23 protein-coding genes are annotated in these 24,824 nt (G+C 36.2%); 7 read left to right on the plus strand and 16 right to left on the minus strand.

The features are described 5' to 3' along the window. Window positions 1-72: 72 nt before the first annotated feature. The 8 genes from BN863_RS09115 to BN863_RS09150 form a co-directional block, all read right to left on the minus strand. Window positions 73-1,293 carry an NADH:flavin oxidoreductase/NADH oxidase family protein gene (locus BN863_RS09115; RefSeq protein ID WP_038529767.1) on the minus strand — a complete coding sequence of 407 codons (1,221 nt, stop codon included), beginning with the start codon at window positions 1,291-1,293 and terminating at the stop codon, window positions 73-75. Between the two features lie 152 nt (window positions 1,294-1,445). Then, a complete protein-coding gene (locus BN863_RS09120) occupies window positions 1,446-2,513 on the minus strand; it encodes a uroporphyrinogen decarboxylase/cobalamine-independent methonine synthase family protein (protein WP_038529768.1) in 1,068 nt (355 codons plus the stop codon). A gap of 362 nt (window positions 2,514-2,875) precedes the next feature. Continuing rightward, window positions 2,876-3,775, minus strand: a complete 900-nt coding sequence (locus BN863_RS09125) for a 3-keto-disaccharide hydrolase (protein WP_038529769.1) — start codon at window positions 3,773-3,775, stop codon at window positions 2,876-2,878. A gap of 27 nt (window positions 3,776-3,802) precedes the next feature. Beyond that, entirely contained in the window at window positions 3,803-5,398 is a 1,596-nt protein-coding gene (locus tag BN863_RS09130) for a DUF5060 domain-containing protein (RefSeq protein ID WP_084817506.1), read from the minus strand. A 302-nt stretch (window positions 5,399-5,700) separates the two neighbouring features. Next, window positions 5,701-7,125, minus strand: a complete 1,425-nt coding sequence (locus BN863_RS09135; protein ID WP_038529772.1) for a cysteate racemase — start codon at window positions 7,123-7,125, stop codon at window positions 5,701-5,703. Between the two features lie 57 nt (window positions 7,126-7,182). Then, on the minus strand, window positions 7,183-7,509 hold the full coding sequence (locus BN863_RS09140) for a DMT family transporter (protein ID WP_038529774.1): 327 nt from the start codon (window positions 7,507-7,509) through the stop codon (window positions 7,183-7,185). 70 nt (window positions 7,510-7,579) lie between these two features. Beyond that, complete coding sequence (locus BN863_RS09145; RefSeq protein ID WP_038529777.1) at window positions 7,580-8,143, minus strand: Crp/Fnr family transcriptional regulator; 564 nt, start codon at window positions 8,141-8,143, stop codon at window positions 7,580-7,582. A gap of 35 nt (window positions 8,144-8,178) precedes the next feature. Then, entirely contained in the window at window positions 8,179-9,678 is a 1,500-nt protein-coding gene (locus tag BN863_RS09150; RefSeq protein ID WP_038529779.1) for a sulfatase family protein, read from the minus strand. Between the two features lie 489 nt (window positions 9,679-10,167). On the opposite strand from BN863_RS09150, the gene BN863_RS09155 reads away from it, so the two are divergent. The 3 genes from BN863_RS09155 (at window position 10,168) to BN863_RS09165 (ending at window position 13,629) form a co-directional block, all read left to right on the plus strand. After that, on the plus strand, window positions 10,168-11,322 hold the full coding sequence (locus BN863_RS09155) for a DKNYY domain-containing protein (protein ID WP_038529782.1): 1,155 nt from the start codon (window positions 10,168-10,170) through the stop codon (window positions 11,320-11,322). A 330-nt stretch (window positions 11,323-11,652) separates the two neighbouring features. Then, a complete protein-coding gene (locus BN863_RS09160) occupies window positions 11,653-12,306 on the plus strand; it encodes a TetR family transcriptional regulator C-terminal domain-containing protein (protein ID WP_038529785.1) in 654 nt (217 codons plus the stop codon). Between the two features lie 12 nt (window positions 12,307-12,318). Next, window positions 12,319-13,629, plus strand: a complete 1,311-nt coding sequence (locus BN863_RS09165; protein ID WP_038529788.1) for an ABC1 kinase family protein — start codon at window positions 12,319-12,321, stop codon at window positions 13,627-13,629. Window positions 13,630-13,795: 166 nt separating this feature from the next. Here the strand turns inward: BN863_RS09165 and BN863_RS09170 are convergent, their stop codons facing one another. Next, entirely contained in the window at window positions 13,796-15,739 is a 1,944-nt protein-coding gene (locus BN863_RS09170; protein ID WP_038529790.1) for a S9 family peptidase, read from the minus strand. A gap of 510 nt (window positions 15,740-16,249) precedes the next feature. On the opposite strand from BN863_RS09170, the gene BN863_RS09175 reads away from it, so the two are divergent. Genes BN863_RS09175 through BN863_RS18465 form a run of 3 tightly spaced genes read left to right on the plus strand, consistent with a single transcriptional unit; the run spans window position 16,250 to window position 17,155 of the window. Continuing rightward, window positions 16,250-16,648: a VOC family protein gene (locus BN863_RS09175; protein WP_038529793.1), complete on the plus strand. Its 399-nt coding sequence runs from the start codon at window positions 16,250-16,252 to the stop codon at window positions 16,646-16,648. Window positions 16,649-16,677: 29 nt separating this feature from the next. Continuing rightward, window positions 16,678-16,980: a ribosome hibernation-promoting factor, HPF/YfiA family gene (hpf, locus tag BN863_RS09180; protein WP_038529795.1), complete on the plus strand. Its 303-nt coding sequence runs from the start codon at window positions 16,678-16,680 to the stop codon at window positions 16,978-16,980. Between the two features lie 25 nt (window positions 16,981-17,005). Then, window positions 17,006-17,155: a hypothetical protein gene (locus BN863_RS18465; RefSeq protein WP_158408989.1), complete on the plus strand. Its 150-nt coding sequence runs from the start codon at window positions 17,006-17,008 to the stop codon at window positions 17,153-17,155. Between the two features lie 179 nt (window positions 17,156-17,334). Here the strand turns inward: BN863_RS18465 and BN863_RS09185 are convergent, their stop codons facing one another. Continuing rightward, complete coding sequence (locus tag BN863_RS09185; protein ID WP_038529797.1) at window positions 17,335-17,922, minus strand: DUF1989 domain-containing protein; 588 nt, start codon at window positions 17,920-17,922, stop codon at window positions 17,335-17,337. A gap of 8 nt (window positions 17,923-17,930) precedes the next feature. Then, on the minus strand, window positions 17,931-18,611 hold the full coding sequence (gntA, locus tag BN863_RS09190) for a guanitoxin biosynthesis heme-dependent pre-guanitoxin N-hydroxylase GntA (RefSeq protein ID WP_038529799.1): 681 nt from the start codon (window positions 18,609-18,611) through the stop codon (window positions 17,931-17,933). A 524-nt stretch (window positions 18,612-19,135) separates the two neighbouring features. Between gntA and BN863_RS18780 the strand changes: the two genes are divergently transcribed. After that, window positions 19,136-19,441, plus strand: coding sequence for a hypothetical protein (locus BN863_RS18780; protein WP_242404092.1), 306 nt, complete (start codon window positions 19,136-19,138; stop codon window positions 19,439-19,441). Window positions 19,442-19,447: 6 nt separating this feature from the next. On the opposite strand, the gene BN863_RS09200 is transcribed toward BN863_RS18780, so the two are convergent. From BN863_RS09200 to BN863_RS09220, 5 genes are all read right to left on the minus strand, one after another. Continuing rightward, window positions 19,448-20,296, minus strand: a complete 849-nt coding sequence (locus tag BN863_RS09200) for an SDR family oxidoreductase (protein ID WP_038529802.1) — start codon at window positions 20,294-20,296, stop codon at window positions 19,448-19,450. A gap of 16 nt (window positions 20,297-20,312) precedes the next feature. Next, window positions 20,313-20,594 (minus strand): SemiSWEET transporter, encoded by a 282-nt coding sequence (locus tag BN863_RS09205; RefSeq protein ID WP_038529804.1) that lies wholly within the window; start codon window positions 20,592-20,594, stop codon window positions 20,313-20,315. A 36-nt stretch (window positions 20,595-20,630) separates the two neighbouring features. After that, window positions 20,631-22,769: a catalase gene (locus tag BN863_RS09210; protein WP_038529805.1), complete on the minus strand. Its 2,139-nt coding sequence runs from the start codon at window positions 22,767-22,769 to the stop codon at window positions 20,631-20,633. 207 nt (window positions 22,770-22,976) lie between these two features. Beyond that, window positions 22,977-24,182 (minus strand): NAD(P)/FAD-dependent oxidoreductase, encoded by a 1,206-nt coding sequence (locus BN863_RS09215; RefSeq protein ID WP_038529807.1) that lies wholly within the window; start codon window positions 24,180-24,182, stop codon window positions 22,977-22,979. A 142-nt stretch (window positions 24,183-24,324) separates the two neighbouring features. Beyond that, on the minus strand, window positions 24,325-24,810 hold the full coding sequence (locus BN863_RS09220; RefSeq protein ID WP_038529809.1) for a YciE/YciF ferroxidase family protein: 486 nt from the start codon (window positions 24,808-24,810) through the stop codon (window positions 24,325-24,327). Window positions 24,811-24,824: the final 14 nt, after the last annotated feature.

The following is a 24,824-nucleotide window of genomic DNA, read 5'->3' on the forward strand; positions in this document are numbered from 1 at the left end:
ATACCTTGACCTTGTATGCTTAAATCTAAAACTTTTGAAGACAGACAGCTGTACTTCCCTTCTATCTGTAATCTATTTTGTTTTACTTTTTAGTTTTTGCTCTATAATTAACCACGCATAATTAAGAAACACCGACCATGCACTTAAATTCGGGTTAGGTTGTTTCCCTTGTCCGAGACGCTTAATTTGGGTTTCGTACCAAATAATATTCATAGAACCATCGATACCTTTTACACCCGTTTTTTTAATGTCTGTATTAAAATTAGAACGGCTATTATTAATAATGTCATTCCCCATATTTGGAAACACGGCAAACGGACGCGCCACACCAATAATATCTAATTGATTAGAGGCTACAGCATCTTGCATTACCGACGTTGTACGGAATCCTCCCGTTAGCATTAAAGGCGTTGTAGTGACCTGTCTTACCTTTTCGATGTAATCCATAAAGTAAGCTTCGCGCTGTTTAGTACTCTCTTTTTGTTTTCCCATCATGGCCGGAGCTTCGTAAGTTCCACCTGAAATTTCAATCAGGTCCATGCCTGCTGCCGACAAGATTTTAACCACTTCCATAGATTCTTCTTCAGTAAAGCCTCCTTTCTGAAAGTCCGCGGAATTTAATTTAATCCCAATAGGAAAATCCTTTCCAACACGGGCTCTTATGGCGTTATACACCTCAACAACAAATCGGGCTCTATTTTCTAAACTTCCTCCCCATTTATCGGTTCTTATATTGGCTTGAGGCGATAAAAACTGACTCACCAAATAGCCATGTGCACCATGAATCTGAACACCAGAGAATCCAGCGTCTTTTAAAATAGCCGAGGTGTTTGCAAAGCCTTCAATAATGTCTAGAATTTCTTTTTCGGTTAAGGCTTCAGGTATTTTTTTTGTGGCATCTTTTCGACCTCTCGTTTTTAAAGCGACTGCAGAAGGTGCTTTTAACACCCCATTAATTTGCTCCATAGCTTGACGCCCAGGATGATTTAATTGCGCCCACAATTGTGTTTTAGTCCCTTTTACACTTTCTGCCCACTGTTTAAGCAGATCCATGTTTTTACGGTCTTGAACAACCACATTTCGAGGTTCTCCAACGGCGTTAGGATCAATCATAATGTTACCGGTAATTAGCAATCCAGCGCCACCTTGAGCCCATACTTTATAAGCATCTATAAGAACCGCAGTAGGCTCCTGATGTTTGTTCGATAAGTTTTCACTCATTGCAGATTTAGCAATCCTATTACTTAGGACAGCCCCATTTGGCAAAATCATTTCTTGCTCTAATATATTCATGGACGTGATTGTTAATTGTAGTATTTACATTGAATATTCAAAGGTAAATCTAATTCAACCATAGCTTGCATCTCCTGCTTTTATTTATGAAAAGTATATGATTTAAACCGACCATTACACGCTGTAAAACATAGCCCGTTGAATAGCAACACTTACAATTTCAACTTCTCTGATGCCATTCTTGTCCCTTCTACACGTGCGGTGATTTTAGCGAAAGCGGTATCTCTACTAGTGGCTAAATCGTCGCTAAAAGGTGAGAATCCACAATCGTCTGTCGTTCCTAATTGGTTTACAGGAATATATTCTGCAGCCGTCATAATACGCTCATAAACTTGTTCTGGTGTTTCGATTTCTGCATTTATCACATCTATAACTCCCACATAAACCCGTTGATTCGGACGAATGTTTTCACCTATATGTTTTAAGGCTTTTGCTGGGTTTTGCTCGTTGGCCATTTGCATATAAAAGTTCCCCGAGTTTAAGGTTAAAAACAGTGGAATCAGTTCGGTGTAATCGACATCGGCACTATGGGTACTATCGTGATCGCCGCCAGGACACGTATGAAATCCGATTCGCTGACGCTCTTCGGCAGTAAAGCGGGTTAATACCTGATTGTTTAAATCGATGAACTGTTTTAAAAGGGCTTTAGAGGGATCTAATTTAATAGCCAAACGTGCTTCGGTAAAATCGACTTGCACATGAAGAGCACCATTATCGAAACAACTTCTAATATCGGCTGCCGATTGATTGACAAGGTCTGTGATAAATTGTTCTTGCGAATAGTTAGCAATCCCGTCTTGCGGATACAATAAACTCATAGCTGAAGCCGAAATCACCGCTTGTTTTAAAGGGCGTGTAGCAAACTTTTTTGCTCTTGGCAAATAACTCCCAGCATATGTTGAATAGTGAAACGGACCAGAAGTTATTCGGGGTAATTGACGGGCATGTCCATCTTCAAATGGAATTAAAATCCCATCTGAAGCTAAATTGGTAAGCCCATCTAACGGATACGTTACAAAACTGGTTTTGGTTTGTTCGCCATCAGAAACTATAGGCGATCCGGTTTGTTCCATACGGCTTATGGTATCCTTAACCACAGCATCGAAGTGCTTATTCATTTCGGTTTCAGATAAATTACCTTGAGAAAAGGCAGTCATAGCCTCTTGTAATGCTTTAGGACGTGGTACGCTTCCTACGGATTCCGTTGGTATTAAATTCATATGTAAAAGGTTTTTTATTTTAGTTTTAATTGATAGAACTGTTGTATGCTGTAAATTCAGGCATAATTTAAGTATTTAATTAGTAAGCACAATACTATTGCTAAAATTCCAGAACACATCACTAAGTTAACCGCATTATAAGAGCTTATATTATCGCAATACAAAGCTGTGGGCTTACCCGAATCACTCTTAAAAATAAAAAACTAAGAATTAAATGAACTAGCAAATTACAATCCACCGTGCCTAAAGCCTATCCGTTTTTATTTGAAGTAGACATCTATTGGATGTCGTCCTACAAACGACATACTTTGGAAAAAAGAATCGTTATAGACTTTTCTTGCCAAAGTATGTTTTACGTATACTTACAATTGCTTAGCAAATTCAGTGGGTAATGCAGTAACCGACCTGATTTTAATGTCTTTATAATAGATTTCTGCGCCTTCACTCTGCAATTGGATTTTTCCTTTGGTTAATGGTTTAGCAACATCGTTCTCATTGTAAGTCACCGAGTTTTCCATGACCAATACTACTTTGCCGTTTACAATATGATAGGCTTTATCGCCCAAGCACACCAAATCAATCTGATTCCACCCTTCTAATTTTCCGTAGTTCTCACTTTTTCTACAACGGCCGTCTTCACCTGTCTTAAACTGCTTATAATCGCTATTTGGATTGTAGATAAAAATATCCCAATCTGAATTTGGGTTTTCTTTCTTAATGGCTCTAATATCGGCTCCAGTACCCGCTATGGTATAATAATCGCCACAATCTTCTTCTTGAATCTGAAATTCTTGAGACTGCATCCAACAGTTCCAAAACGCGCCCTCTTCGCCAATAGCATGATACAACACACCGCTATCCATAGGCTTGTCTAAACGCGGTTCGTATTTCTTTTCGCCCCACTTAAACATCAAACTTAAATGGTAGTTTTCGTATTCCTTTTTGCTGGTGACTGCCCCATATATTTCTCCCGAAACTTTTAGCACGGGTTCGCCATCCAGTTCTACTGTGGTAAACACGTTTAACGGATCGTTGTTTAATCCTAAGGGCGTGCCTTCGTCCATACCATTCCCTTTTTCGTACCCTTCAATAGCTACGGTGTGATGCGGAGCACCAACAAACGCGTCCCAATTGCTCAGTTCTAAATCTAGGAGGTGTTCCCAAGTGTCGGCTTTGGGCGGATTGGAATTCCAAGAGGTCAGAGTTATACAAAGTAAAATTACGGCAGTAGCCAAAAGGGTTGGTTTTAAAATAGTTTTCATAGATAGTTGTTTGTAATGATGTTTGTATTATTGTTTTCGGTTGATGAGTTTCACAATGAAGACATTGTCTACGCCTTTAAATTTAGGGTTTACAACCAACCAACTTTTAAAGTCGACTTGATACGGCTCGGTATAAATTCCGGTAAGCGGATTAAACCATTGAATTTCTAATTTCTCGGCTTTTGGCAATCCTTTTACAGCAAGCGCACTGTTGGCTTTTGGCATGTAGTATACAAATTCGCCATCCTCAGTATTTGCTAAACAATAGCCACTAGAATTGTAGCGATTGGTAGGTTGAAGTTTTTCAAAGTTAACTTTGTCTAGAAACGCTTGAAAGTGTTTGTAATATTCAAATTTAGGTTGCACAGTAACCTCATCGGCAAACGGATCGTAAATAACTACATTCCACGCCATCCCTTGCCAATAATAACTGGTATACGTGCCTGCAAAAGCACATTGATAATTGCGCTCGATAGCAGAAATGGGATCGCTATAATTACTGTCTAGAAAAATATCGTACTGACAGGCTTCATACGCTCCATTTTCAAGATTTATAATGGGTTTATTAGGGTATTCTGCTTTTAAATTCAGCATTTTACTATAAATATCGGAGTGCCAGAATTGCGCAGAAATGATATCGACCTTATCCGGATTCGCCTCGCAATACTCGAAATCGTGAACCGTAACTAATCGCTTATACGCATCTAATGCTTTTAGTCGGTCTATACGCTCGGTAATGTAATTGGGGTCGTCGTAACCATAACGCAGGGCTTCTTTAGAGATGTCCCAAACCACATTACTTTTTGCCTGATACCGTTTTACTACATAGTCGAAATACATATTGTCGGCCTCCGAATTTGCTTCCGGCCAGTTCACCATTTTATTCCACACATAAATCATGATATGCGCAGAAATGCCATGGTCTTCTAGTAAATCAATCACACGATCATAATGCTTAAAGAACTCCACATTTAAGGCCGAATAATCTGGGTTTTCGTTATCGCCTAGAAAAGGAAAAATCTCTTTTTTAGACCCGAAGTCCCATTTAGGGTCGATGTTCTCGCTCTGTGTCCAATCTAAATCGTAAGCGTAAACATTCATTATAATTTGATTGTATCCATTGGCAGAAATCGCTTCCACTAAAGTCTTTGTCTTGGTAAGATTGGGGTTACCATAATCTAGAGCGAACAACCAATCGACCTCGTTCGCCACCAAATTATAAGGTGAACCGTCTTCGTATACAAGTTTCTGCGGATCTGTTTTACTCACGGTAATACCGCCGTGAACGTCTGCATGTGCAGGAGACACTTCGATTATATGTGTAACACCATTTAGCTTTTTGATTGACGACGTACTTACGGACGTCCACGTCCCCTCTTGATTCGGATTGAAACGCACCACCCATGTGTTATTATCGTTGTAAAAGCCCGGTACGGTTAGTTGTGAACCATCAGGTGCTTGAAATGTAGCAGATAAATCGACTTGAAAAGGTTTAGCAATATGGCCTTTTGCGATAAACGTAATATCGACGGTTTCCCATTTATGACCTTGAATTGTTTTTTGGGCATGAGATTGGCACGCTATGGTGAGCAATACGCATGCGAATAGTAAGAATTTCTTCATGTGGTATAGTTAGTTTTGCATGCATTAGGGTGCTGTATTTAGAATAGAACGCAGGTTCGTATTCAAGGTTTTTAGAAACAAGTTATGCACCTCTAAATATATTGATTTTATAGACCTTAGAGAAATGAAAATCTTAAAAAGCGTTTGCTTTTTAAGTGTGTAGTGAAATGTAATATTAGGGTTTAGTCAATCTGAACGTGATTCAGGGCCTTATAAAGATTGGCTTTTTTGCTTAATGAGATTCTGAAACACATTCAAAACATAAAAATTACAAATACGAAAAACCGCAAACAAGAATGTTTTTATACACTAGCCTTAGCCAACTCCACCACTTTCTTGGCTAAAATTAAAGTCGGATCAAGTAACGCGATCTCAAGATCGTTTTGGTTTACTGTTTGGGTTTGTGGGAACATGAGAGGTAATTCTGTGCATCCTAGAATAATAACCTCAGCTTTATTTTCGATAAGGTGCGACACGCCTTTAAGAATTTCAGTTTTACAATGGCCGTCGGTATAGCCCGCCTTTACGCCTAATGCGCCATAAATACTGTCCATAACATAATCCTGATGTATAACATCTGGAACCACTACTTGAAGTCCGTAATGCGTTAAGACGTTATAATATACCTGACTCTGGATGGTGCCACTCGTAGCTAAGAGTCCGACGTTTGTGCCCGCTCCAAAATGTTCTAAAATATATTCGGCGGTGGTTGTAATCATGTTAACAATAGGCACATTAAGGTGTTCTTGTATTTCTTTTACAAAAGCATGAGCGGTATTACACGGTATGGCTATAGCATGAGACCCTGCGACTTCTAACTTTTTACAGGTTGAGAATAACGCCAAAGTAGGATCGGTCTCATTCTGAATTAAATTGGCTGTTCTATCGGGAATTTGCGGATTTTGCTCCACAATCATTTTAATGTGGTCTTGATCCTTTGTAGCTGGGGTACTTTGAATGATTTTATTCATAAAATCGACTGTTGCCGATGGACCAACACCGCCAACAATACCTAATTTAAACGGTTTGAGTTGTGGCATGTTATCTTTCGCTAACGCATAATCGGCATACACTGCATTTACATCTATAATAGAAACACCTCGCGCTCTAAGCGAATTGACTAATAACGAGATTTCGGTAATACAAGGTAAAATCACCTCGCAATCTTTGGCTTTGAGTTCCATACAGGCGTCGTACACATACTCTAATGGCAAACCATCTAAATAGCCGTTTTTTATACCCGATTCGCCATAAATGGCATCCATTAACTGACTCTGGTTTTCGGGAAATACCAGTTCGTAATCTTTAAAATAGGTGTATAACAAGTCTGATTCTTTTACAAAACTAGACGTCAGTACCCCAATTTTAGTGCCTTTCTCATGTTTTAAACTCAGATAATTGGAGATGGCATCAAAAATATTAACAATAGTAATAGACGTTTCCTTTTGCAATTCTTCGATAAATGAATGACTCGCAAAACATGGCATCAGGATTTTAGACACGGCTTTTTGTTCGAAATTCTGACATAAATTAAAGGTGTAAAACTTCCTAGACTTGATATCTTGCTCGGTAAACAAAGCAGAAGCTATCTGACTATACGGTTGCTGTTCGAACATAAAGTGATAGTGTTCCTGATTTTTTAATGCGGTTTTATTTTTCAACAGTTTAAAAAACAAATCTGCTCCAGACAATGCCCCTAAGCCACCAATTACTGCTATTTTTTCCATGCGATTTTAAATCATTTATATCGTATTCACGGCGTTGTACTACCACTTCCCTACGAGTTATTGCGATACGGCTTTTAAGCCTACAATCGAGCAGACTAAAGTAGTAATAAAAAATAGTCTTAAAAACGTTGCGGGTTCTTTAAATACGAAGATGCCAACTAAAACAGTGCCTACCGCCCCAATGCCTGTCCAGACCGCATAAGCCGTTCCGATAGGTAAAACTTGAGTGGCTTTAATTAGAAGTCCCATACTAATGCCACAAGTGATAAGAAACGCCATATACCATAGATACATCTCGTTTCCAGTGGCCACTTTGGCTTTTCCCAAACAGAATGCAAACACCACTTCGAATAATCCAGCAATGACTAAAATAATCCAATTCATAACTTTATTTTTTTGGCAAAATTGAGAAATGGAAACGAAGTAAAATTTAACAAATGATAAAAAACACAGCCTATTTAACGTCTGCACGAATACGACTTAGACTCACTTGTGTGATACCTAAATAAGAAGCAATATGCCCCAATTGCACCCGCTGCATTAAATCGGGATGATGTTCTAAAAGTTCGAGATAGCGCTCTTTAGCCGAACGGAATTGTCTAAAAATTAAGCGTTCTTCAGTTTTTATAAGTTCCTGCTCTGCAAAACGTCTTCCCCAATTTGCGATATGGATGTCTTTCTCGAAAAGCGCTTGCAAGTCTTGAGTTCTTAGTTCGTACAATTCGCAATCTTCTAACAGCTCGATATCTTCGTAGCCTTTCTGCTTAGCGACATAACTTTTCATAGAAATGGCCGTATCGCCTTCTTTTCCGAACCAAAACGTAATTTCGTTATCGACTGCATTGGCATAAGCCCGCACTATGCCTTGTTTTATAAAATAGAGTTTAGGTTCCACTTTATCGGCATGTAATAATATATGACCTTTAGCATAATTAACTTCAGAAATACACGCTTTAAGTGTCGCTTTCGACGTTTCTGGAAGCGGATATATGGTGTCGAGAATTTGGTCTATGTTCATTTAAAAAGGTGCTGGATAAATAAAGGATTTAGACTTTAGTGTTCAGACTTTAAGTCTGTTTCTGTTTTCCATAGAATAATATCGTCTATATCATTTTCAGAAAACACACCTGTAGTACTTCGTCCGGTTTTAATATCTAATTCTAATTGTTTCAACAGTTTTTCAGCAATTTCAGGACGTGTTTCATAAACATTATGTATTTCGGCTGGGTCTATTTCTAGATTATATAACTGCGCAATAGGCATGTATATAGATTCTTTTTCGTTTGGTGATGTCCAACCGCCAGAACCTCTAGCTAACAACAACTTCCATTTCCCTAATCTGTATGCAAAATGCCCGGAAATGGAATGGTGAATTACACCTGCTCTGCTACTTATTATGTCCTCGCCATATAATGCAGGTAAGAAACTCACACTGTCTTCGCTACTTTCACTAGGAAGCGCCACCTGAGTGATTTCTGAAAAAGTCGCAAATATATCCGTTAGACATATTAACTGATCGCTTATTGATCCGGCATCTACCCGACCTGGCCATTTTACAATAAATGGCACACGATGACCGCCATCCCATAAATCGGATTTTGACCCGCGATATCCTGCGCTTACATAATGGCCTTGGGCTTCTAATGCGGGAATATTAGCAACCTTAGAGGCACCATTATCACTAGTGAATATCATCAATGTATTTTCTGATAATCCACTTTCATCAAGTGCTTGTGTTATCGCTCCTACTGTCGCATCTGTTTGCATTACAAAATCTGCATAATCTCCCAGCCCACTCTTACCTTGCCACGCTTTTGAAGGCACTATAGGTGCATGCGGAGAACCTAAAGGTACATATAAGAAAAATGGATTGCCGTCTGTGTTTTGAGCTTGCTTTTTAATATAATCTACAGAGTGAGTTGTTAAACGCGGTAACATATTAATTACGTCGTCATGAAGAATAACTTTATCATTTTCGATTACAACTTTCATATCTCTTGCATGATGGAACCCATGATAATAATCGAAACCTCTAGCAGTAGGTCCATCTGGGATTAAAGATCCTATAGGAGGTAAATATGTTTTTGACTGCTTTACTAAAGGTGTCTTTGAAACGGAATCTAAGTACTGAAAATTAAGATGCCATTTTCCTATTAGAGCCGTGTGATAACCTTGACTTCTTAGAAAATCGGCAATTGTAGGGCGATGTTCTTTAATTAAATTTGGAGCATACCCTTGTACCACGCCTTTTTGTAATGCCGTGCGCCAACTATAACGTCCCGTCATAATACCATAACGTGTTGGTGTACACACCGACGATCCGGAGTGTGCATCTGTAAAGACCATACCCTGCTCGGTTAAAGTATCTATATGTGGTGTTTTAATCTTACTGGTTTTCGGTGCCAAACTTTGTACATCGCCATAACCTAAATCGTCGCATACAATAAAAACAATATTGGGTTTATTTAATGTTGTCTGAGCATTTAACCCCCAAACAGCTGAGAGCAACAGTATAATACTTAACCTTACTACATAAAAATTTGAACCTATCATTATCAATCTTTTAATTTAATTTCTAAAAATGTACTTCTTACAATAATCAATGCCATCATTTACAATATTTCTTTCAACTACTGCATCATTACTTGAGTGATTTTAAGCGAACGCTAACACAACTAAATTGGTAAGATACGCAATCTAGATTTTTCAAAAACATACTAATTGACATTGGAACACTTAAAAAAACGAACTTCATCCTTTTAAGTTTTAGTAGATACAGCAAAACACCTTCAACCTTATTGTCTACTGTTATAAATTTAATACTAATTAAAGCCACGACATGTAAGATTCAGCATATCAATAAACCTCTAAAATAGACTTTTTTAGAGACTTTACGAGGCTTGATTTTTAAACACTTTTAAATGCGCTACTCATTTATATTTAGAAGAGTTCAATTTTACAACACAACGCTTCACGATCTAAACCTCATCCAAATTAAAGCGGCTAAACACATTTTTTAAATAGATTACATATATTCGTAGGATGCAATTTATTACTAATCATCCCTACATTTCTGCAATCATTGCCATTATGCTATTAAACAGTATTATTAAAAATATTACGCGTTCCAAGAGGTCACCAATTGGCGTATTGGTTTTAGCCATAACCTCTTTTATAGGACACGCTTGCAGTCCGTTTTCTGGTGCTGTTGACAAAACAATTTCCGATAATTATTATTACTCTAAATCTGGGAAAGAGATACGCTATAGTCGGATGGGAAATTGGTTCGAATTAGGAAACAGTAAAGTAGATGCCGATGTCGCATCGTTTGAACCTTTAGCGCGTGAGTTTGCCAAAGATAAAGACCATGTGTTTTATAAGGATTACATTATAGATGCCGAGGTGGACCGCTCAACTTTCAGAGCTGGAGAAGCTATAGCATACGATACGAACCATGTGTATATCCCTCTTGAAATGGTATCTTATGACATTCAAGACACTTTAAAAACAGATGATCAGTTATTTATTGTTGCAGGTGCTGATCCAGAAACCTTTGAACGGTTAGACGATTGGGACTGGGGAAAAGATGCAAAAAACTGGTTCTATAACTATAGAACGATTGCTGTAGATTATGAAAGTTTTACGCCTATAAATACGAACTTTTGTAAAGATATTAATCAGGTGTATATACGAACGTCTTCTGAAATACTCCCGTGCAATATAGATGCTAAAACTTTGAAAATTATAAACGACCGCTATGTGGCAGATGCAAGGTATATATATGATTATGTGGCATGGCAAAATCAGAAAGAAGTAAATACACTTCATACATTTAGCTATGAGGATTTTGAGCGTATTGACGGCACAGATAGCGATTATTTATATTTTGACAACCAAGTGATTTACGATGGCATTTTAATTGAGGATGCCACCAGAGCTACATTTAAAGTACTTGACAGTCCGACTAAAGCTTATGCGAAAAACGACCAATATGTGTATTATAGTGGTAAAAAAATTTGTGGTGCAGATGTGGAAAGCTTCAGACTTTATGATTACGACCAATATGCTAGAGATAAAAACCACGTGTATTGTTGGGGTATTAAAATGGAAGGTGTAGATATAGAAAGCTTTGGTCCTAAAGAAAAAACGGTTGGATATATCGTGATAAAAACCACACCTATGCAGGAAGCGAAATAAAAGACGAGACCTTATAGAGACATAAAATAGAATCAGAGTGTATTTGATTTGAAACAATTTATAGAGCATAATGATGAATTATGTTTAATTGCAGTTACATACCATTACCAAAATTACTATTGATTGCCAACACCTTAATTACAACATTTATTTTAACGACACTCACGACCTGCATCTCTGAACTTATGATTGGGAATGATTAACGCTTCCGAATTTTCGTTAATATCTTCACAAAAAAGCGTTAAAACACTTAGAATCAATCTAAGATTTTAAATATCATCGTATTTTTAGAATACATTTTAACTATGTATACTTATTTACATTCAAATTATGCCGAAAAAGAAAACAATTACAGCACACGACATCATGTCTTTATATATGGATTACGTTTTAGAACATAACGAGCGTCCAAAAACCGTTTATGCTTTTGCAAAGGCGAATCAGTTTGATGAACAAAAATTCTATGAGTTTTTCGGATCATTCGATGCAATAGAATCGCATGTATTTGAAGTGTTTTACAACAATACATCCGAACTTCTTAATCAGAGTGAAGATTATCATAACTTCGATGCACGAAATAAATTACTAAGCTTTTACTTTACGTTTTTCGAACTTTTAACAGCCAATAGAAGCTTTGTGATTTACGCTTTAAATCAGCATAAAAACAGTTTAAAAAACTTAAAAGTTCTTGCTGCGTTAAAACACCAATTCACGACTTATATCTCTCAATTAGGTATCGACCTTATTGAAACCCAACAAGCACAACTCGATAAATTTCAACAACAAAGTTTAAAAGAGAGTGCTTGGGTACAATTTATGTTAACCCTGAAATTTTGGATGGATGACACCTCTCCGAGTTTCGAAAAAACCGATGTGTTTATTGAGAAGTCTATTAATACAAGTTTCGATATTTTAAATGTGGCCCCTATAAAAAGTATGATCGACTTCGGGAAATTTCTTTTTAAAGAAAAGGTTAACATCTAACTACGGTAAACTATGAAAACAATAAATAAAATTCCTGTTTCCAAAATTCAGCGTGCCTCTAAAATGGTAAGTACGGGTGCTAAAGTTGGTGTTAATTACCTTAAATATTATGGCGATAAATTAACAAAAACCGAACTTGAAGCAAAAGAGAAACTTAACGAAAATAATGCTGCCGATATTTACGATGGGCTAAAACAACTTAAAGGTAGTGCTTTAAAAGTAGCGCAAATGTTAAGTATGGAAAAAAGCATAATGCCTCAGGCTTATGTTGAGAAATTTTCGTTAGCACAGTTTTCTGTACCTCCGCTTTCACCTCCTTTGGTTATAAAAACCTTTAAAACTTATTTTGGAAAAACACCGAACGAGTTATTCGATTCGTTTAATTCTACGTCTGTAAATGCTGCGAGTATTGGGCAAGTACATCTTGCAGAAAAAGACGGCAAAAAGTTGGCTGTTAAAATCCAATATCCTGGAGTTTCAGAAAGTATTTCATCCGATTTGGCTATGGTAAAACCCATTGCCATGAGCATGTTTAACATTAAAGGAGAAGGCTCTGATAAGTATTTTAAAGAGATAGAAAACAAACTGATAGAGGAAACCGATTATATTCTAGAAGTGAAGCAAAGTCAGGCTATTGTTAAAGCTTGTGCCCATATTCCAAACTTAAAGTTTCCGAGATATTACGAGCAATGGTCTTCTAACCGTATTATTACAATGGATTATATGGTAGGCGAACACCTTTCTGAATTCACGGCACATAATACAGATCCAAGCATATCTAATCAATTGGGTCAAGCGCTTTGGGATTTTTATATGTATCAGATTCACGTGTTAAAAAATGTTCATGCCGATCCGCATCCAGGGAATTTTCTAGTGTCTAAAGACGGTGAACTTATCGCCTTAGATTTTGGATGTATGAAACAGATTCCTGAAGATTTTTACGTGCCTTATTTTGAATTGGCACAACAAGAGCACATAAATAATGAAACGCTTTTTAAGGCAAAATTATACGAGCTTGAAATTTTAAGAGCAGATGATACCGACGAAGAAATCACATTTTTCACAGCCATGTTTCATGAAATGCTTTCTTTATTTACACAACCCTTACATGAAGAGACTTTCGATTTTTCTGACCCTGAATTCTTTGGTAACATCGCTGCTTTAGGAGAAAAGTATTCTAAAAACACCGAATTACGAAAAATGAATGGTAACCGAGGTTCTAAACATTTTATTTATATGAACCGTACATTCTTCGGCCTATATAATTTAATGTTCGATTTAAAAGCAGAAAATATTATCATTAATAATTATAAATCCATGTAATACAAAGCAAAGCTGTTTCTATATAGTATTAACTCAAGTGAAAGTGTAGTGAAATCATTTACAAATTCTATTTAAATAGACAGATACCATACATTAATATAAAAGCCGCCATAGGTAAATTTCTACCTATGGCGTCTTCATTTATACCACAACAATTGTATGCTTATTAGATATTTTCGGTTTCTTTTAATGCCGGGTTTTCATTTACAGTTTCGGTTTCCTTTTTAAGGTATTTATCTAAAAATTTAAGAATTCGACTATACGATTCAATTTGGTTTTCTTTTTTCACAAAACCATGGCCTTCATCTTCAAACAATACATATTCTACGGGCACACCGTTTTTTCTAACATTCTCTACAATTTCATCAGACTCTACTTGTAACACTCTAGGATCTTGAGCCCCTTGTAATACAATTAAAGGTTTGGTTACTTTATCGGTGTGAAACAATGGCGAGATGCGCTTTAAACGTGTGGAGTCGGCAGAAAACGGATCTCCGAGTTCCAGATAAAGAGACGTTCGAAACGATTCCCAATACGGCGGAATACTTTTAAGTGTACGAATCCAATTGGTGACTCCAAAAAGATTGACACCAACATCGAATGCTTCTGGAGTATAGGTAAGTGCAGCCATGGTCATATACCCACCGTAAGAACCACCAATAATTCCTATTTTATCGGCATCAATTTCAGGTTGAGTTGCCAACCAGTTTTTACCTTCTACACAATCTTGTAAATCTTTTTCACCATGGTTTAAATCATCCATTTGGAAAAAGGTTTTTCCGTAACCGCTACTACCACGATTATTTACCGCTAAAACAGCATAACCATGATTAACCATATACTGAATTAAAGAACTAAATCCTTGTCGTGTTTGTCCGCCAGGACCACCATGTACCCAAACCATTGCGGGTACTTTATGTGTTACAGCGGCTTGATGCGGCAGATAATAAATTGCAGGAATAACGGTACCGTCGAACGATTTGTAACGCACCACTTTGGCTGTTACTAAATCGGCTGCATTGATAGCATCATTAAGCACATGAGTTAGTTTATATTGTTCTTTAGTTTTTAAATTGTAAGTATATAAATCTGACGGAGCATTAGAACCTCCAACATACATACGCATCCACGATTCGTCTTCGCTAAACATAACACTAGTAATACTTTTATCACCAAAATCAGGTAAATCTATTGGAGTCATGGTTTTGGCATCAAAAACGTCTATCACATTTTTACCGTCATCATTAACATAAACCACCATATAGGTTCCGTTAGAAGTTATACCTGCTCCAGAAATATCCCAAGATTTTTCAAGGACTTTAGTCTTCTGCTGTGTCTCTAAATTATAAGACATAAGGTAGCTAAATTCAGAACCATCATCTGTAGTATAAAATAAAGTTGAATTATCTTTAGAAAAAGCTTCAGACGCATTATTACTTAGGTTGTCGTTTATTTTGGTGGTTGCTTTGGTTTTTACATCGTATAGAAACAGGTCGCTATCGTTTGTATTTAAAGATTTGCTTAAGGCAAAATAATTCTCATCTGTAGACATTCCCGATAAAGTGAGTCCGCTATCATCTTGATAAATCATTTCGGAAGTATAATCTGCAACAGACATTTTATATACATCAAAATAACGTGGGTTTCTTTTATTAGATTCAAAATACAAATACTTATCATCTTCAGACCAACCGTAGAACATGGCTTTAGCGCCTTTTTCTGGAGTAATATTTTTAATGGTTCCGTCTACTTCTCTAACAAAAATATGATCAATCTCATCGCCATTACCATCGGCAGTTAATAACATTCTATCATCTTCTGGAAAATAAGAAACAGCTCTAACAGACGTACTATCCGATGAGGTAATTGCTGTTGGTTCACCGCCTTTTACGGGTATTGTATACGCATTATAAATTCCGGAACGATTACTAGATACGAGTACAGTACTGTTATCCGATGAAAAACTTCCACCACTTACCACTTCGTTATCCATAAATTGTTCGATGGTATATTCCTTAATGTCGCGATCCACGACTACTTTGCTTGTGTTGTTGTCTTTGCAAGAAAACATACATACCAACAAGCATAATCCTAAAAACTTTGCATTCATAATTATCGTGTTTTGGTTGTTAATATCAATTTACATCTCTTTTTATATGTTTTAATTCTAACATTTAAGTCATTACAATATTTCATTTTAAGAGGATTTCAATAGTCTTTGCATATAACGGAGTATACACCTTTTATCTGTGCTGTAGCAAGTGCAACACAGTGAGACAATCCAAAACATGAGGATGATAAATGAGGTATCTATTGGGACGTGAGATCGATTTAGTTGATTGAAATGGCTAGCTTTCCTTTTTCATAACTGAAATCTGCATGGCCATATCATCTTACAGCTTACGCTTGATGTTCTAAATATATCAATTTATTTTAACACAGACTTACAACGCCTTATAAAACAGCAAATTAAAAGACAACATATTAAAACTCTTGGAAAAGAGTTTGAAAAATATCGCATATGACAGACAAAACGATATAAGCTAAAACTATAATGTTTTGGGTCAAGCACACCGCAAGTAACTTCATAATTTAGTTAAAAATTAAAAAACATAAAATCATGAATGTACAAGCATATTTAGCCTTTAATGGAAATTGCCAGGAGGCATTAAACTTTTATAGCGAAATTTTTAACGCAGAAATTAAAAACAAACAAACGTACGAAGACCGCGAGATTGACATTCCAAGTTCGTATCGTAAAAAACTTCAGCATGCCGAATTAAAAGGAAAAGGCATTCATATTATGGCCTACGATGCGGCACCAGACACGCCATTAAATCACGGGAACAAAATACATATGAGTGTGGACTTAAAATCGCCTGAAGAGGCTGAACAACTCTTTAAAACTTTATCTGATTCTGGGCAAGTACACCACAATTTTGGAGAACGTGAATGGGGACATTTTGGACGTTGTACCGATAAATACGGTATCAATTGGATGGTAAATTGTAATAGATAGTACGCACTTTAATTTAAAACAAAAATCTTATGCAAATTATATTTGAATATCACGATGTACAAGCAAGCGAAGCTCTTGAAACCGTAGCCAAAGAAAAGCTAGAAAAGTTAGGAGAGAAATTCGAAATGGTAATTCGTGCCGATGTATTCTTTAAAACTGAAAACACGACTTCTGATGAAACTGGAAAAATATGTAATATAAGACTAAGTCTGCCTGGTCCTCGCCTATTCGCAGAAGCTAGTCATGATAATTTTACAGATGCCGTATCGGAATCTATTAACGAGCTTGAACGTCAATTACGTAAACGTAAAGACAAAATGAAAACATACTAATTATATAACCATTAAAACTGAACATATGAATCCAACAACATTAATTGGTGCAGCCTCTACGTTATTTAAAAATGACAAAATGAAGATTGCATTTGTAGCTTTACAATTAGGATATTTAACCTATAAATTTGTACAAAATAAAAAGGAGTTACAGCATCAAAATATCGAAAATTAATATGGTATTAAGTCCTATGGGGCTTTATACTTACACTTATAAAAAGAATCCTAATCTACTAAGACGTCCTTGGTAGATTAGGATTTTTTATTGAACACTATTAAGATAAAAAATGCCTAAGAACTTGAAATATCAAAATCTTAGGCACTACCTTTTTTAAGCTTATTTATAAATCTACGTTACTGTTGAGGTTCAACTTTAAAATGAATGGGTTTAAAGGTTCCGCCATTACTATCTTCTGCAGAACATGCCGTTAAGCACACCAATACATCCATTTGCGCTTCGAACTTTACATAATCTCCTGCCTGAGATGTTGGTGGAAGCACTGAAAGTTTACCCGTATTGGTAAACTGTACATTCATAAAAATATTAAATGCCGTTGGAATATCGTCCTGTACAATGCCATAAGGCTCTAAATTAGTAGTTAAATTCGCTAAACAACTGGGATGATCGTCTGGGTTATTATACATAATTTCAAAAGTTTCCTTACTACACGGTGCTAATAAAAAATCGTTTCTACCATTAGTATCTTCAAGAATCTTCATCATTTTATTAGAGCGATTACTCCATAAATAATTTCCCGTTGTAAGTAATATGGAGGCTTCAAAATCTAGTGTTTTTCCAGACGAAAGTTTCTCTTTAACGTCTCGAGCATTAAAAAGAACCATATCGCTTACTTGCATCCCTTGCGGGTCGATAACTGTAAGTATGTCTCCTTTTTTTAAGTGCACCGCTTTTCCACTTTGCGCATTAATTATATGTTTCATAGCTATATTTATGATGTTTTAGAGTGAAACGGACAAGTCCACTCACGCTCTACTTGTCTGCCACTATATTGTTTGGTTTCAGTATCGTTACCGAAATCCTTTAAAACTGGATTTATAGTACCTTGTAATTTTTTATCACGTTTTCTTATACGTTTTTTCACACGTTTGTAGGTGCCCATCGCTCTTAATTTTTCAAATTGCCAATGCAAATTAAATACTATAGTTGTATGTGGACTTTGTCTAGCAATTCGTGAACTGTTAGGATGTAATCCTACAATGTAAAAGGCTCTACCTTTAAGGCTGAAACTGAAATTAGAATCGTTAGGATTATTGCTTACCGAAGAATCCCAGGCTTTATCGTCTAATTCATGTAAACGTTGTAGGAATGCCCAAAGTTGATTTTCAAATCCGATTTCTGTTTTAAAGCTATCGTTAGGAAAAACAGCGATAAAAGATTCAAATGTATTAGACTCAAAATCGTATTGATTGATATAATCTTCCAAATCTTTTAAAAGTGTAACTGCACTGGTTTTTGCCGTCATACTTTCATATGTTTTTAAATGATATTTATCCATTGAAAACACGGTCTTAGCCATAACACAAGGATGTTTTTGCTTTAGAATAAAATCCTTAAAATCGGATTCAATATCTTCTATTTTAATTAGTGTATCGTCAATATTAGTTTCCATAATTCTAAAAATTTACTTTAGAAGACATGTTTTATCACTCTGAATAACACACGTTTATATCTAAAAATTAGTTTTTCTAAATTATAGTTTCGATTACACAACAGCAGACGCTATTACATTATATATTAGCGCAAAACATTTACAAGATATTGAGATAAAAAAATGTTTAAAATAATTTGTATTTGAGATAAAATTAGAATGTAATACAGTAATTAATACTACAAAAGACATATTACTTTATAACTAATTACGAATAGCATTACTAAAAATATATGGAATTGAATAGATATATAAAGTGAGCCATTCTTGGTGGTGTAATTTCTATGATTATTATCTTTTTAGGAACGGTGTTGACTGGTAAACTCTCGGGATACGAAGTCAAAATGCTTATAGAAAACTCTATTGGTGGTATTAATACGCTGTGAAATACCATTACGCTAGCATCTGCTACCATCTTAGCATTATTATTAACCCTTTTAGGGGGTAGTAGTAAATCTAAACTAAAACCCAAACATTATAAACATGTGCGCTTTATAGCAAAACTTGATACTGTTGTATTTGTAGCCTCTATGATTTCTTTCCTACTCTTTAATCTTCCCATTACCGATTCTGAGAATATACCTGCATCATGGTTTACCGTTATGTATTATATTTCTTTAGCCGTGTCTAGTATTTTAAGTTCGGCTTTAATTATAGTCGTTTTAATGCTCTACAATACCATTGAAAGTATTATAAAAATTATAGGTTTAGGTATGACCGACCACCCACTAGCTATCGATAAAAAAAAGGATAAAGTTTTAAATAAGAATCAAGCAAAATCGCTTAAATAGGAGTCCTTACCCTCCTATTATTTCACCACCATTAACATGAATAAATTGTCCTGTAATATAACTACTATCTTCAGAAGCAAGAAAAACAAATGCTGGGCCAACTTCGCTAGGTTGTCCTGCTCTTCCTAGAGGCGTATCTTTTCCAAAGTCTGAAACATCATCAAAAGATGATATCACTAAAGGTGTCCAAATAGGTCCAGGAGCTACTCCGTTTACACGGATTTTTTGCGCTGCTAATTGTGCCGACAATGACCGAGTAAAACTAACTATAGCACCTTTTGTACTGGCATAATCTACAAGATGAGCACTTCCTCTATAAGCTGTTACAGAACTTGTATTTATAATAACATCGTGAGCTTTAAAATGTTTTAATGCCGCTTGCGACACATAGACATAGGGATAAAAATTAGTCTCGACTGTCTCTTGTAGTTGAGCTTTACTTATATCTAAAATAGAATCTTTAGGAAAATGAGTTGCCGCATTATTAACTAAAATGTTTAATCGTCCGAAGGTTTCAATACATGTTTCGACACTTTCTATACAGTGTTCTTCACATTTTAAATCTGTTTTAATTAACAGACATTTTCTACCTTCTTTTTCTACTAACTCCTTAATGCTGTTAGCATCTTTGGTTTCTTCTAAATAGACTAGAGCAATGTCTGCACCTTCTTTTGCAAAGTGTAATGCAACGCTTGCTCCAATACCACTATCACCACCAGTTATTAAAGCCACCTTATTTTTCAGTTTTCCTGAACCTTTATAATTATCTCGAATTAATTCTGGTTCGGGATGCATAGCATGCTGCTTGCCTGGTTTGGATTGTTTTTGTTCTGGAAATTCATCTGATTTTGCCATCTTGATTATTTTTAGTCTAATTACTTTTTACAGGTAGTTCTTTTTGTCTTGAAGCTATGAGGATGTATAACATAATGCCATTAAAAACAAGTGATATGGCATTACAAATAATAATGGGCCAATCTTGCTTTAGTATGCCATATACAACCCACAGTGCAACACCTATACATAAAATAATATACATCCACGGACCTACATCGTTTACCATACCCGTTTTAATTGCTTTAATTATTTGAGGCAATACGGCAACGGTTGTAAAAATGCTAGCTAAAATGCCAATCGTTTGATCTAAGTCCATGAATCGTATATATTAAACTTATTTATAGCAAAGAATCTATACAGGTACGCTATCTGCAACCGCTAGCCTATTCCAATTTCTGTGTTTAGAAATGGCTTTAATAAATGCTTTAGGCTCTGCATTTAACAACACCGCTTCATCATCTTTATAGTCTGAAACATAAGTTGCTTTAATTACGTCTAAACCATCGTTATCTGCAGCTATAGCTTTACAATGCTTAAATGCTTCATTTATAAATTTGATGTATTTTTTAGTCTCTAAAAGTGATTTAACCGATTGTTTTCCTCCTGGAATATAGACAGCATCATAAAGCACACTTTCCGTAGTGCTTATAGCAGCGTCTACTTTATGTGCCATGCCTTCAGAACAAGTTATGGTTCCGCCATGAGGTGCAATAATTTTAATAATCGCATCTTTAGCTTTTAAAGCTGACGTCATATTCTCGAAATCTTGCATAGAAAAGCCGTCGGCGGCTAATACAGCAATTTGTCGGGTGGCAATACTATCAAAACGTGTATTCGCCTGACTTAACGTTGGCGCCTGATCTAAATATACGTTCTTTTTTCCGGGTTGGAATTTTTCGACATCAGCATCTGCGCCTATAGCCTGATTAACAGGTTGCTCTATTTGTTTCGGAACTTTAAGTCCTAAACCTTTAGCCACATTGGCTGCCAAGTCTTCATCGATTTGAGCCACCACCCAAAGCATACGCTCTTGTATATGCTGGTGCATACATTTACCTAATTCGAAAGTATAAGCTTCGGTAACATGCTGTTTTTCCCAATCGGATAGACTGCGATAGAATAATGCTGGTTGTGAAAAATGATCGCTAAAACTTGCACTACGTGTACGTATTTTTTTAGCATCAATACGTTCTTCGTGATGTGTAAATCCGCCTTCAGCCATTTTTGCAAGATGCGGACAGCCCCCACCTAAACTATTTGGGAAATATGCCGTTTGTCCTTTCGGAATTTCAGTTTGCATATGCCCGTCTCTTTGATTATTATGTGTCTCTCCAACAGGTCTGTTAATTGGAATTTGATGAAAATTAGGGCCACCTAAACGCGATAACTGCGTATCTCTGTACGAAAATAAACGGCCTTGCAATAGCGGGTCGTTTGTAAAATCTATTCCTGGCACAATGTGTCCTGGTAAAAAGGCCACTTGTTCGGTTTCTGCAAAGAAGTTTTCTGGATTTCGGTTTAAGGTCATTTTCCCAATAATTTTTACTGGAACCATTTCTTCCGGAATCAATTTGGTAGGATCTAACAAATCGAAATCGAATTTGTGTTCATCTTCTTCGGGTACAATTTGAAGTCCTAATTCCCATTCTGGGTATTGCCCTGACTCGATAGCATCCCATAAATCACGACGATGGAAATCGGAATCTGCACCACTAATTTTAACTGCTTCATCCCAAGTTACAGAATGCACCCCTAATTTTGGTTTCCAGTGAAATTTCACAAAGTGTGATTTGCCTTCTTTATTAATTAATCGAAATGTATGAATACCAAAACCTTCCATCATACGTAAACTACGTGGAATGGCACGATCGCTCATCACCCAAATCTGATTGTGTAGTGTTTCTGTAGAGCGTGAAATAAAATCGTAAAAGGTATCATGCGCTGAGGCCGCTTGCGGAATTTCTTTATTCGGTTCTGGTTTTACCGAATGAATTAAATCAGGGAATTTCATTGCATCTTGAATAAAAAAGATAGGCATATTATTTCCTACCAAATCCCAGGTCCCTTCTTCAGTATAAAATTTAACCGCAAATCCGCGCACATCTCGCGCTAAATCTGTCGAACCCTTAGAGCCAGCCACAGTTGAAAAGCGTGCAAAAACAGGTGTTTTTCTAGACGTATCTGTAAAAATTCCTGCTTTACTATACTCTTCAATACTTTCATATAATTCAAAAACACCATGTGCACCGCTTCCTCTTGCATGTACAATACGCTCCGGAATACGTTCGTGATCGAAACTGGTAATTTTTTCTCGAAGTAAAAAGTCTTCTAACAATGTTGCTCCGCGTTCTCCAGATTTTAAAGAGTTGTTGGTATCGTTCACTTTTAAACCTTGATTGGTCGTCATGGTTTGTCCTTCTGCATCCTTATAGGCTGCTTTTAAGTCTTCTATTTTTTTTGAATCTGATTTCTGATTTTTATGCTCTGCCATGAGTTTACGTTTTTTTTATAGCGTTCTACAGATAAGTTTTTTGTGTTTGAAATACGTCCGAAAGTCTTAATTTACAGCGAGATAAATTAACACGATTCATTAAAAAATTAGCGCTAAAAATTTAAGCTGATAGCTTTTATACGAAATGGCATTTTTATTCAGAACTTTATATCCATATTAATAATGTTAACTTAGTAACGTTTATAATTATCTTCTAAACTTAAAATAAGATTGTAAAGGATGCGTTTTGCCGGCTAACATATCGCTAATTACCGCAGCACCTATAACAGAAAACGTAATGCCGTTACCACCAAAGCCTAACACAAAATAACTATGTTTAAAGTCGGGGTGCTCACCTATATAAGGCAAGCCATCTTTCGTTTCTCCAAAGGTTCCTGCCCATGCAAAATCGGTTCTAAACTTATAATGTGGTAATAGTGTATTTAACTTTGTTTTTAGCATTATACTTTTTTCGTGTAGTAAGGCATCCCGTTTATCAGGATTTACAAAATCTTCGTCTTCACCACCAATTAAAACTCTATTGTCATCGGTAGTTCTCATATATAGATATGGTTCTGCAGTATTCCAAAATAACGTGTCATTTAAATAAGGTTGGTCATCATCTTGTTGTTCACCAATAATGGCGTAAGTGGATAGGAGTTTAACAAAATTATCTGCTATAAGCTCGGTGCTTTCGTAACCATTACAATAGATTATCTTTTTTGCTGAAATGCTACAGCCATAATTAGTATTTATAGTGACGCCATTAGCGCTTTGCTCTACAGAAACAATTTCAGTCTTATCGAAAATGTCTAAACCACGAGCCGCATTATATTTTAAAAGATCGTGTGTTAATTTAAAGGCATCTAGACTTCCTCCCTGTTTAGACAAGATACCACCGAATGTCTGTTTTAGTTTATATTTTTTTTGAATGTCTTCAGCAGAAAGCCACGTAACTGGAAGTCCGCAAGCTTGCCTAGCACTAAACTCGGTTTTTAAATCTGCAACATCGGCTTCTGAAGCAGCAAAATAGAGTGATTCTTTTTTCTTAAATCCGCAGTCAGAGCCTATGGACTTTACAATATCGTGTAAGGTGTCGATAGCATTATAACACGCCCAATAATTTGCTTCGGCAGCAGATTTACCAATTCTCTGGGTGAGTTTAAAAAGCGGCACATCTATTTCGTATTGAAGCATAGAGGTGGTCGCCGAGGTACTCCCGTTGGCAACGTCCCGTCTATCAATAACCATAGTGCGGTAATTATTCGACATGCATTTATGAGCCATTAAACTTCCTGTAATTCCTGCACTTACAACTAAAATATCGGTGTCCATATCTGTTTTAATGGATGGATAAGATTCTAAAAGTCCGTTTTTAATTAACCAAAAGGGTTCGTTTGACGTAAGATTCATCATTTTAATATATAAAATTGTTTTTCAATTGTATTTAAGAACGTTTAAAGCTGCGTATTAACACAAAGAAAACTGCTTATAAATACATACGATAACACACATATACCTATAAGCAGTTACTTCTAGCCAATTACTAATTTAATTAACTTTTAGCTTTTTTATTTAATCTACCTTCTGCCAATTTATCTAATGCATTATCGGCATCATATTCCTCATCTAAAGTTTCTTGCAATTTAGCAGCAATGTCTTTATGCCCTAATTCTTTTGCGAATCGGACTGCAGTACCATAAGCAGAAATCTCGTAATGTTCTACACGTTGAGCTTCTGCAATAAGTCCTGCATCCATAACCTCTTTGTCTTTGGCTTCGTCCATAAAACTTTCAGCTTCTTTAATTAAACCTTTCATGGCTTTACAGGTTTCACCCGTGGCTTTAATGTCTAATTCGTCGCAAATCTCTTTCAGTCGTTTTTTATGAGTTTTGGTTTCTTCAAGATGCGATTCAAAGGCTTTTTTTAATTCACTATCCGTTGCATTTTTAGCCACTTTCGGTAAGGCTTTTATTAACTGACTTTCGGCGCTGTATAAATCCTTCAATTGGTGTTCGAATAAATCTTTTAACGTTTTCATGGTTATAATGTTTA

The organism is Formosa agariphila KMM 3901 (assembly GCF_000723205.1).
GTDB classification, from domain to species: domain Bacteria; phylum Bacteroidota; class Bacteroidia; order Flavobacteriales; family Flavobacteriaceae; genus Formosa; species Formosa agariphila.

Excerpts from the sequence above, each read along its gene's own strand:
- BN863_RS09215 (WP_038529807.1), bottom strand. The coding sequence starts at position 24,182 with ATGAATCTTACGTCAAACGAACCCTTTTGGTTAATTAAAAACGGACTT.
- BN863_RS09200 (WP_038529802.1), bottom strand. The coding sequence starts at position 20,296 with ATGGCAAAATCAGATGAATTTCCAGAACAAAAACAATCCAAACCAGGC.
- hpf (WP_038529795.1), top strand. The coding sequence starts at position 16,678 with ATGCAAATTATATTTGAATATCACGATGTACAAGCAAGCGAAGCTCTT.
- BN863_RS09185 (WP_038529797.1), bottom strand. The coding sequence starts at position 17,922 with ATGAAACATATAATTAATGCGCAAAGTGGAAAAGCGGTGCACTTAAAA.
- BN863_RS09210 (WP_038529805.1), bottom strand. The coding sequence starts at position 22,769 with ATGGCAGAGCATAAAAATCAGAAATCAGATTCAAAAAAAATAGAAGAC.
- BN863_RS09145 (WP_038529777.1), bottom strand. The coding sequence starts at position 8,143 with ATGAACATAGACCAAATTCTCGACACCATATATCCGCTTCCAGAAACG.
- BN863_RS09150 (WP_038529779.1), bottom strand. The coding sequence starts at position 9,678 with ATGATAGGTTCAAATTTTTATGTAGTAAGGTTAAGTATTATACTGTTG.
- BN863_RS09155 (WP_038529782.1), top strand. The coding sequence starts at position 10,168 with ATGCAATTTATTACTAATCATCCCTACATTTCTGCAATCATTGCCATT.
- BN863_RS09165 (WP_038529788.1), top strand. The coding sequence starts at position 12,319 with ATGAAAACAATAAATAAAATTCCTGTTTCCAAAATTCAGCGTGCCTCT.
- BN863_RS09120 (WP_038529768.1), bottom strand. The coding sequence starts at position 2,513 with ATGAATTTAATACCAACGGAATCCGTAGGAAGCGTACCACGTCCTAAA.
- BN863_RS09135 (WP_038529772.1), bottom strand. The coding sequence starts at position 7,125 with ATGGAAAAAATAGCAGTAATTGGTGGCTTAGGGGCATTGTCTGGAGCA.
- BN863_RS09220 (WP_038529809.1), bottom strand. The coding sequence starts at position 24,810 with ATGAAAACGTTAAAAGATTTATTCGAACACCAATTGAAGGATTTATAC.
- BN863_RS09115 (WP_038529767.1), bottom strand. The coding sequence starts at position 1,293 with ATGAATATATTAGAGCAAGAAATGATTTTGCCAAATGGGGCTGTCCTA.
- BN863_RS18465 (WP_158408989.1), top strand. The coding sequence starts at position 17,006 with ATGAATCCAACAACATTAATTGGTGCAGCCTCTACGTTATTTAAAAAT.
- BN863_RS09170 (WP_038529790.1), bottom strand. The coding sequence starts at position 15,739 with ATGAATGCAAAGTTTTTAGGATTATGCTTGTTGGTATGTATGTTTTCT.
- BN863_RS09175 (WP_038529793.1), top strand. The coding sequence starts at position 16,250 with ATGAATGTACAAGCATATTTAGCCTTTAATGGAAATTGCCAGGAGGCA.
- gntA (WP_038529799.1), bottom strand. The coding sequence starts at position 18,611 with ATGGAAACTAATATTGACGATACACTAATTAAAATAGAAGATATTGAA.
- BN863_RS09125 (WP_038529769.1), bottom strand. The coding sequence starts at position 3,775 with ATGAAAACTATTTTAAAACCAACCCTTTTGGCTACTGCCGTAATTTTA.
- BN863_RS09205 (WP_038529804.1), bottom strand. The coding sequence starts at position 20,594 with ATGGACTTAGATCAAACGATTGGCATTTTAGCTAGCATTTTTACAACC.
- BN863_RS09160 (WP_038529785.1), top strand. The coding sequence starts at position 11,653 with ATGCCGAAAAAGAAAACAATTACAGCACACGACATCATGTCTTTATAT.
- BN863_RS09130 (WP_084817506.1), bottom strand. The coding sequence starts at position 5,398 with ATGAAGAAATTCTTACTATTCGCATGCGTATTGCTCACCATAGCGTGC.
- BN863_RS09140 (WP_038529774.1), bottom strand. The coding sequence starts at position 7,509 with ATGAATTGGATTATTTTAGTCATTGCTGGATTATTCGAAGTGGTGTTT.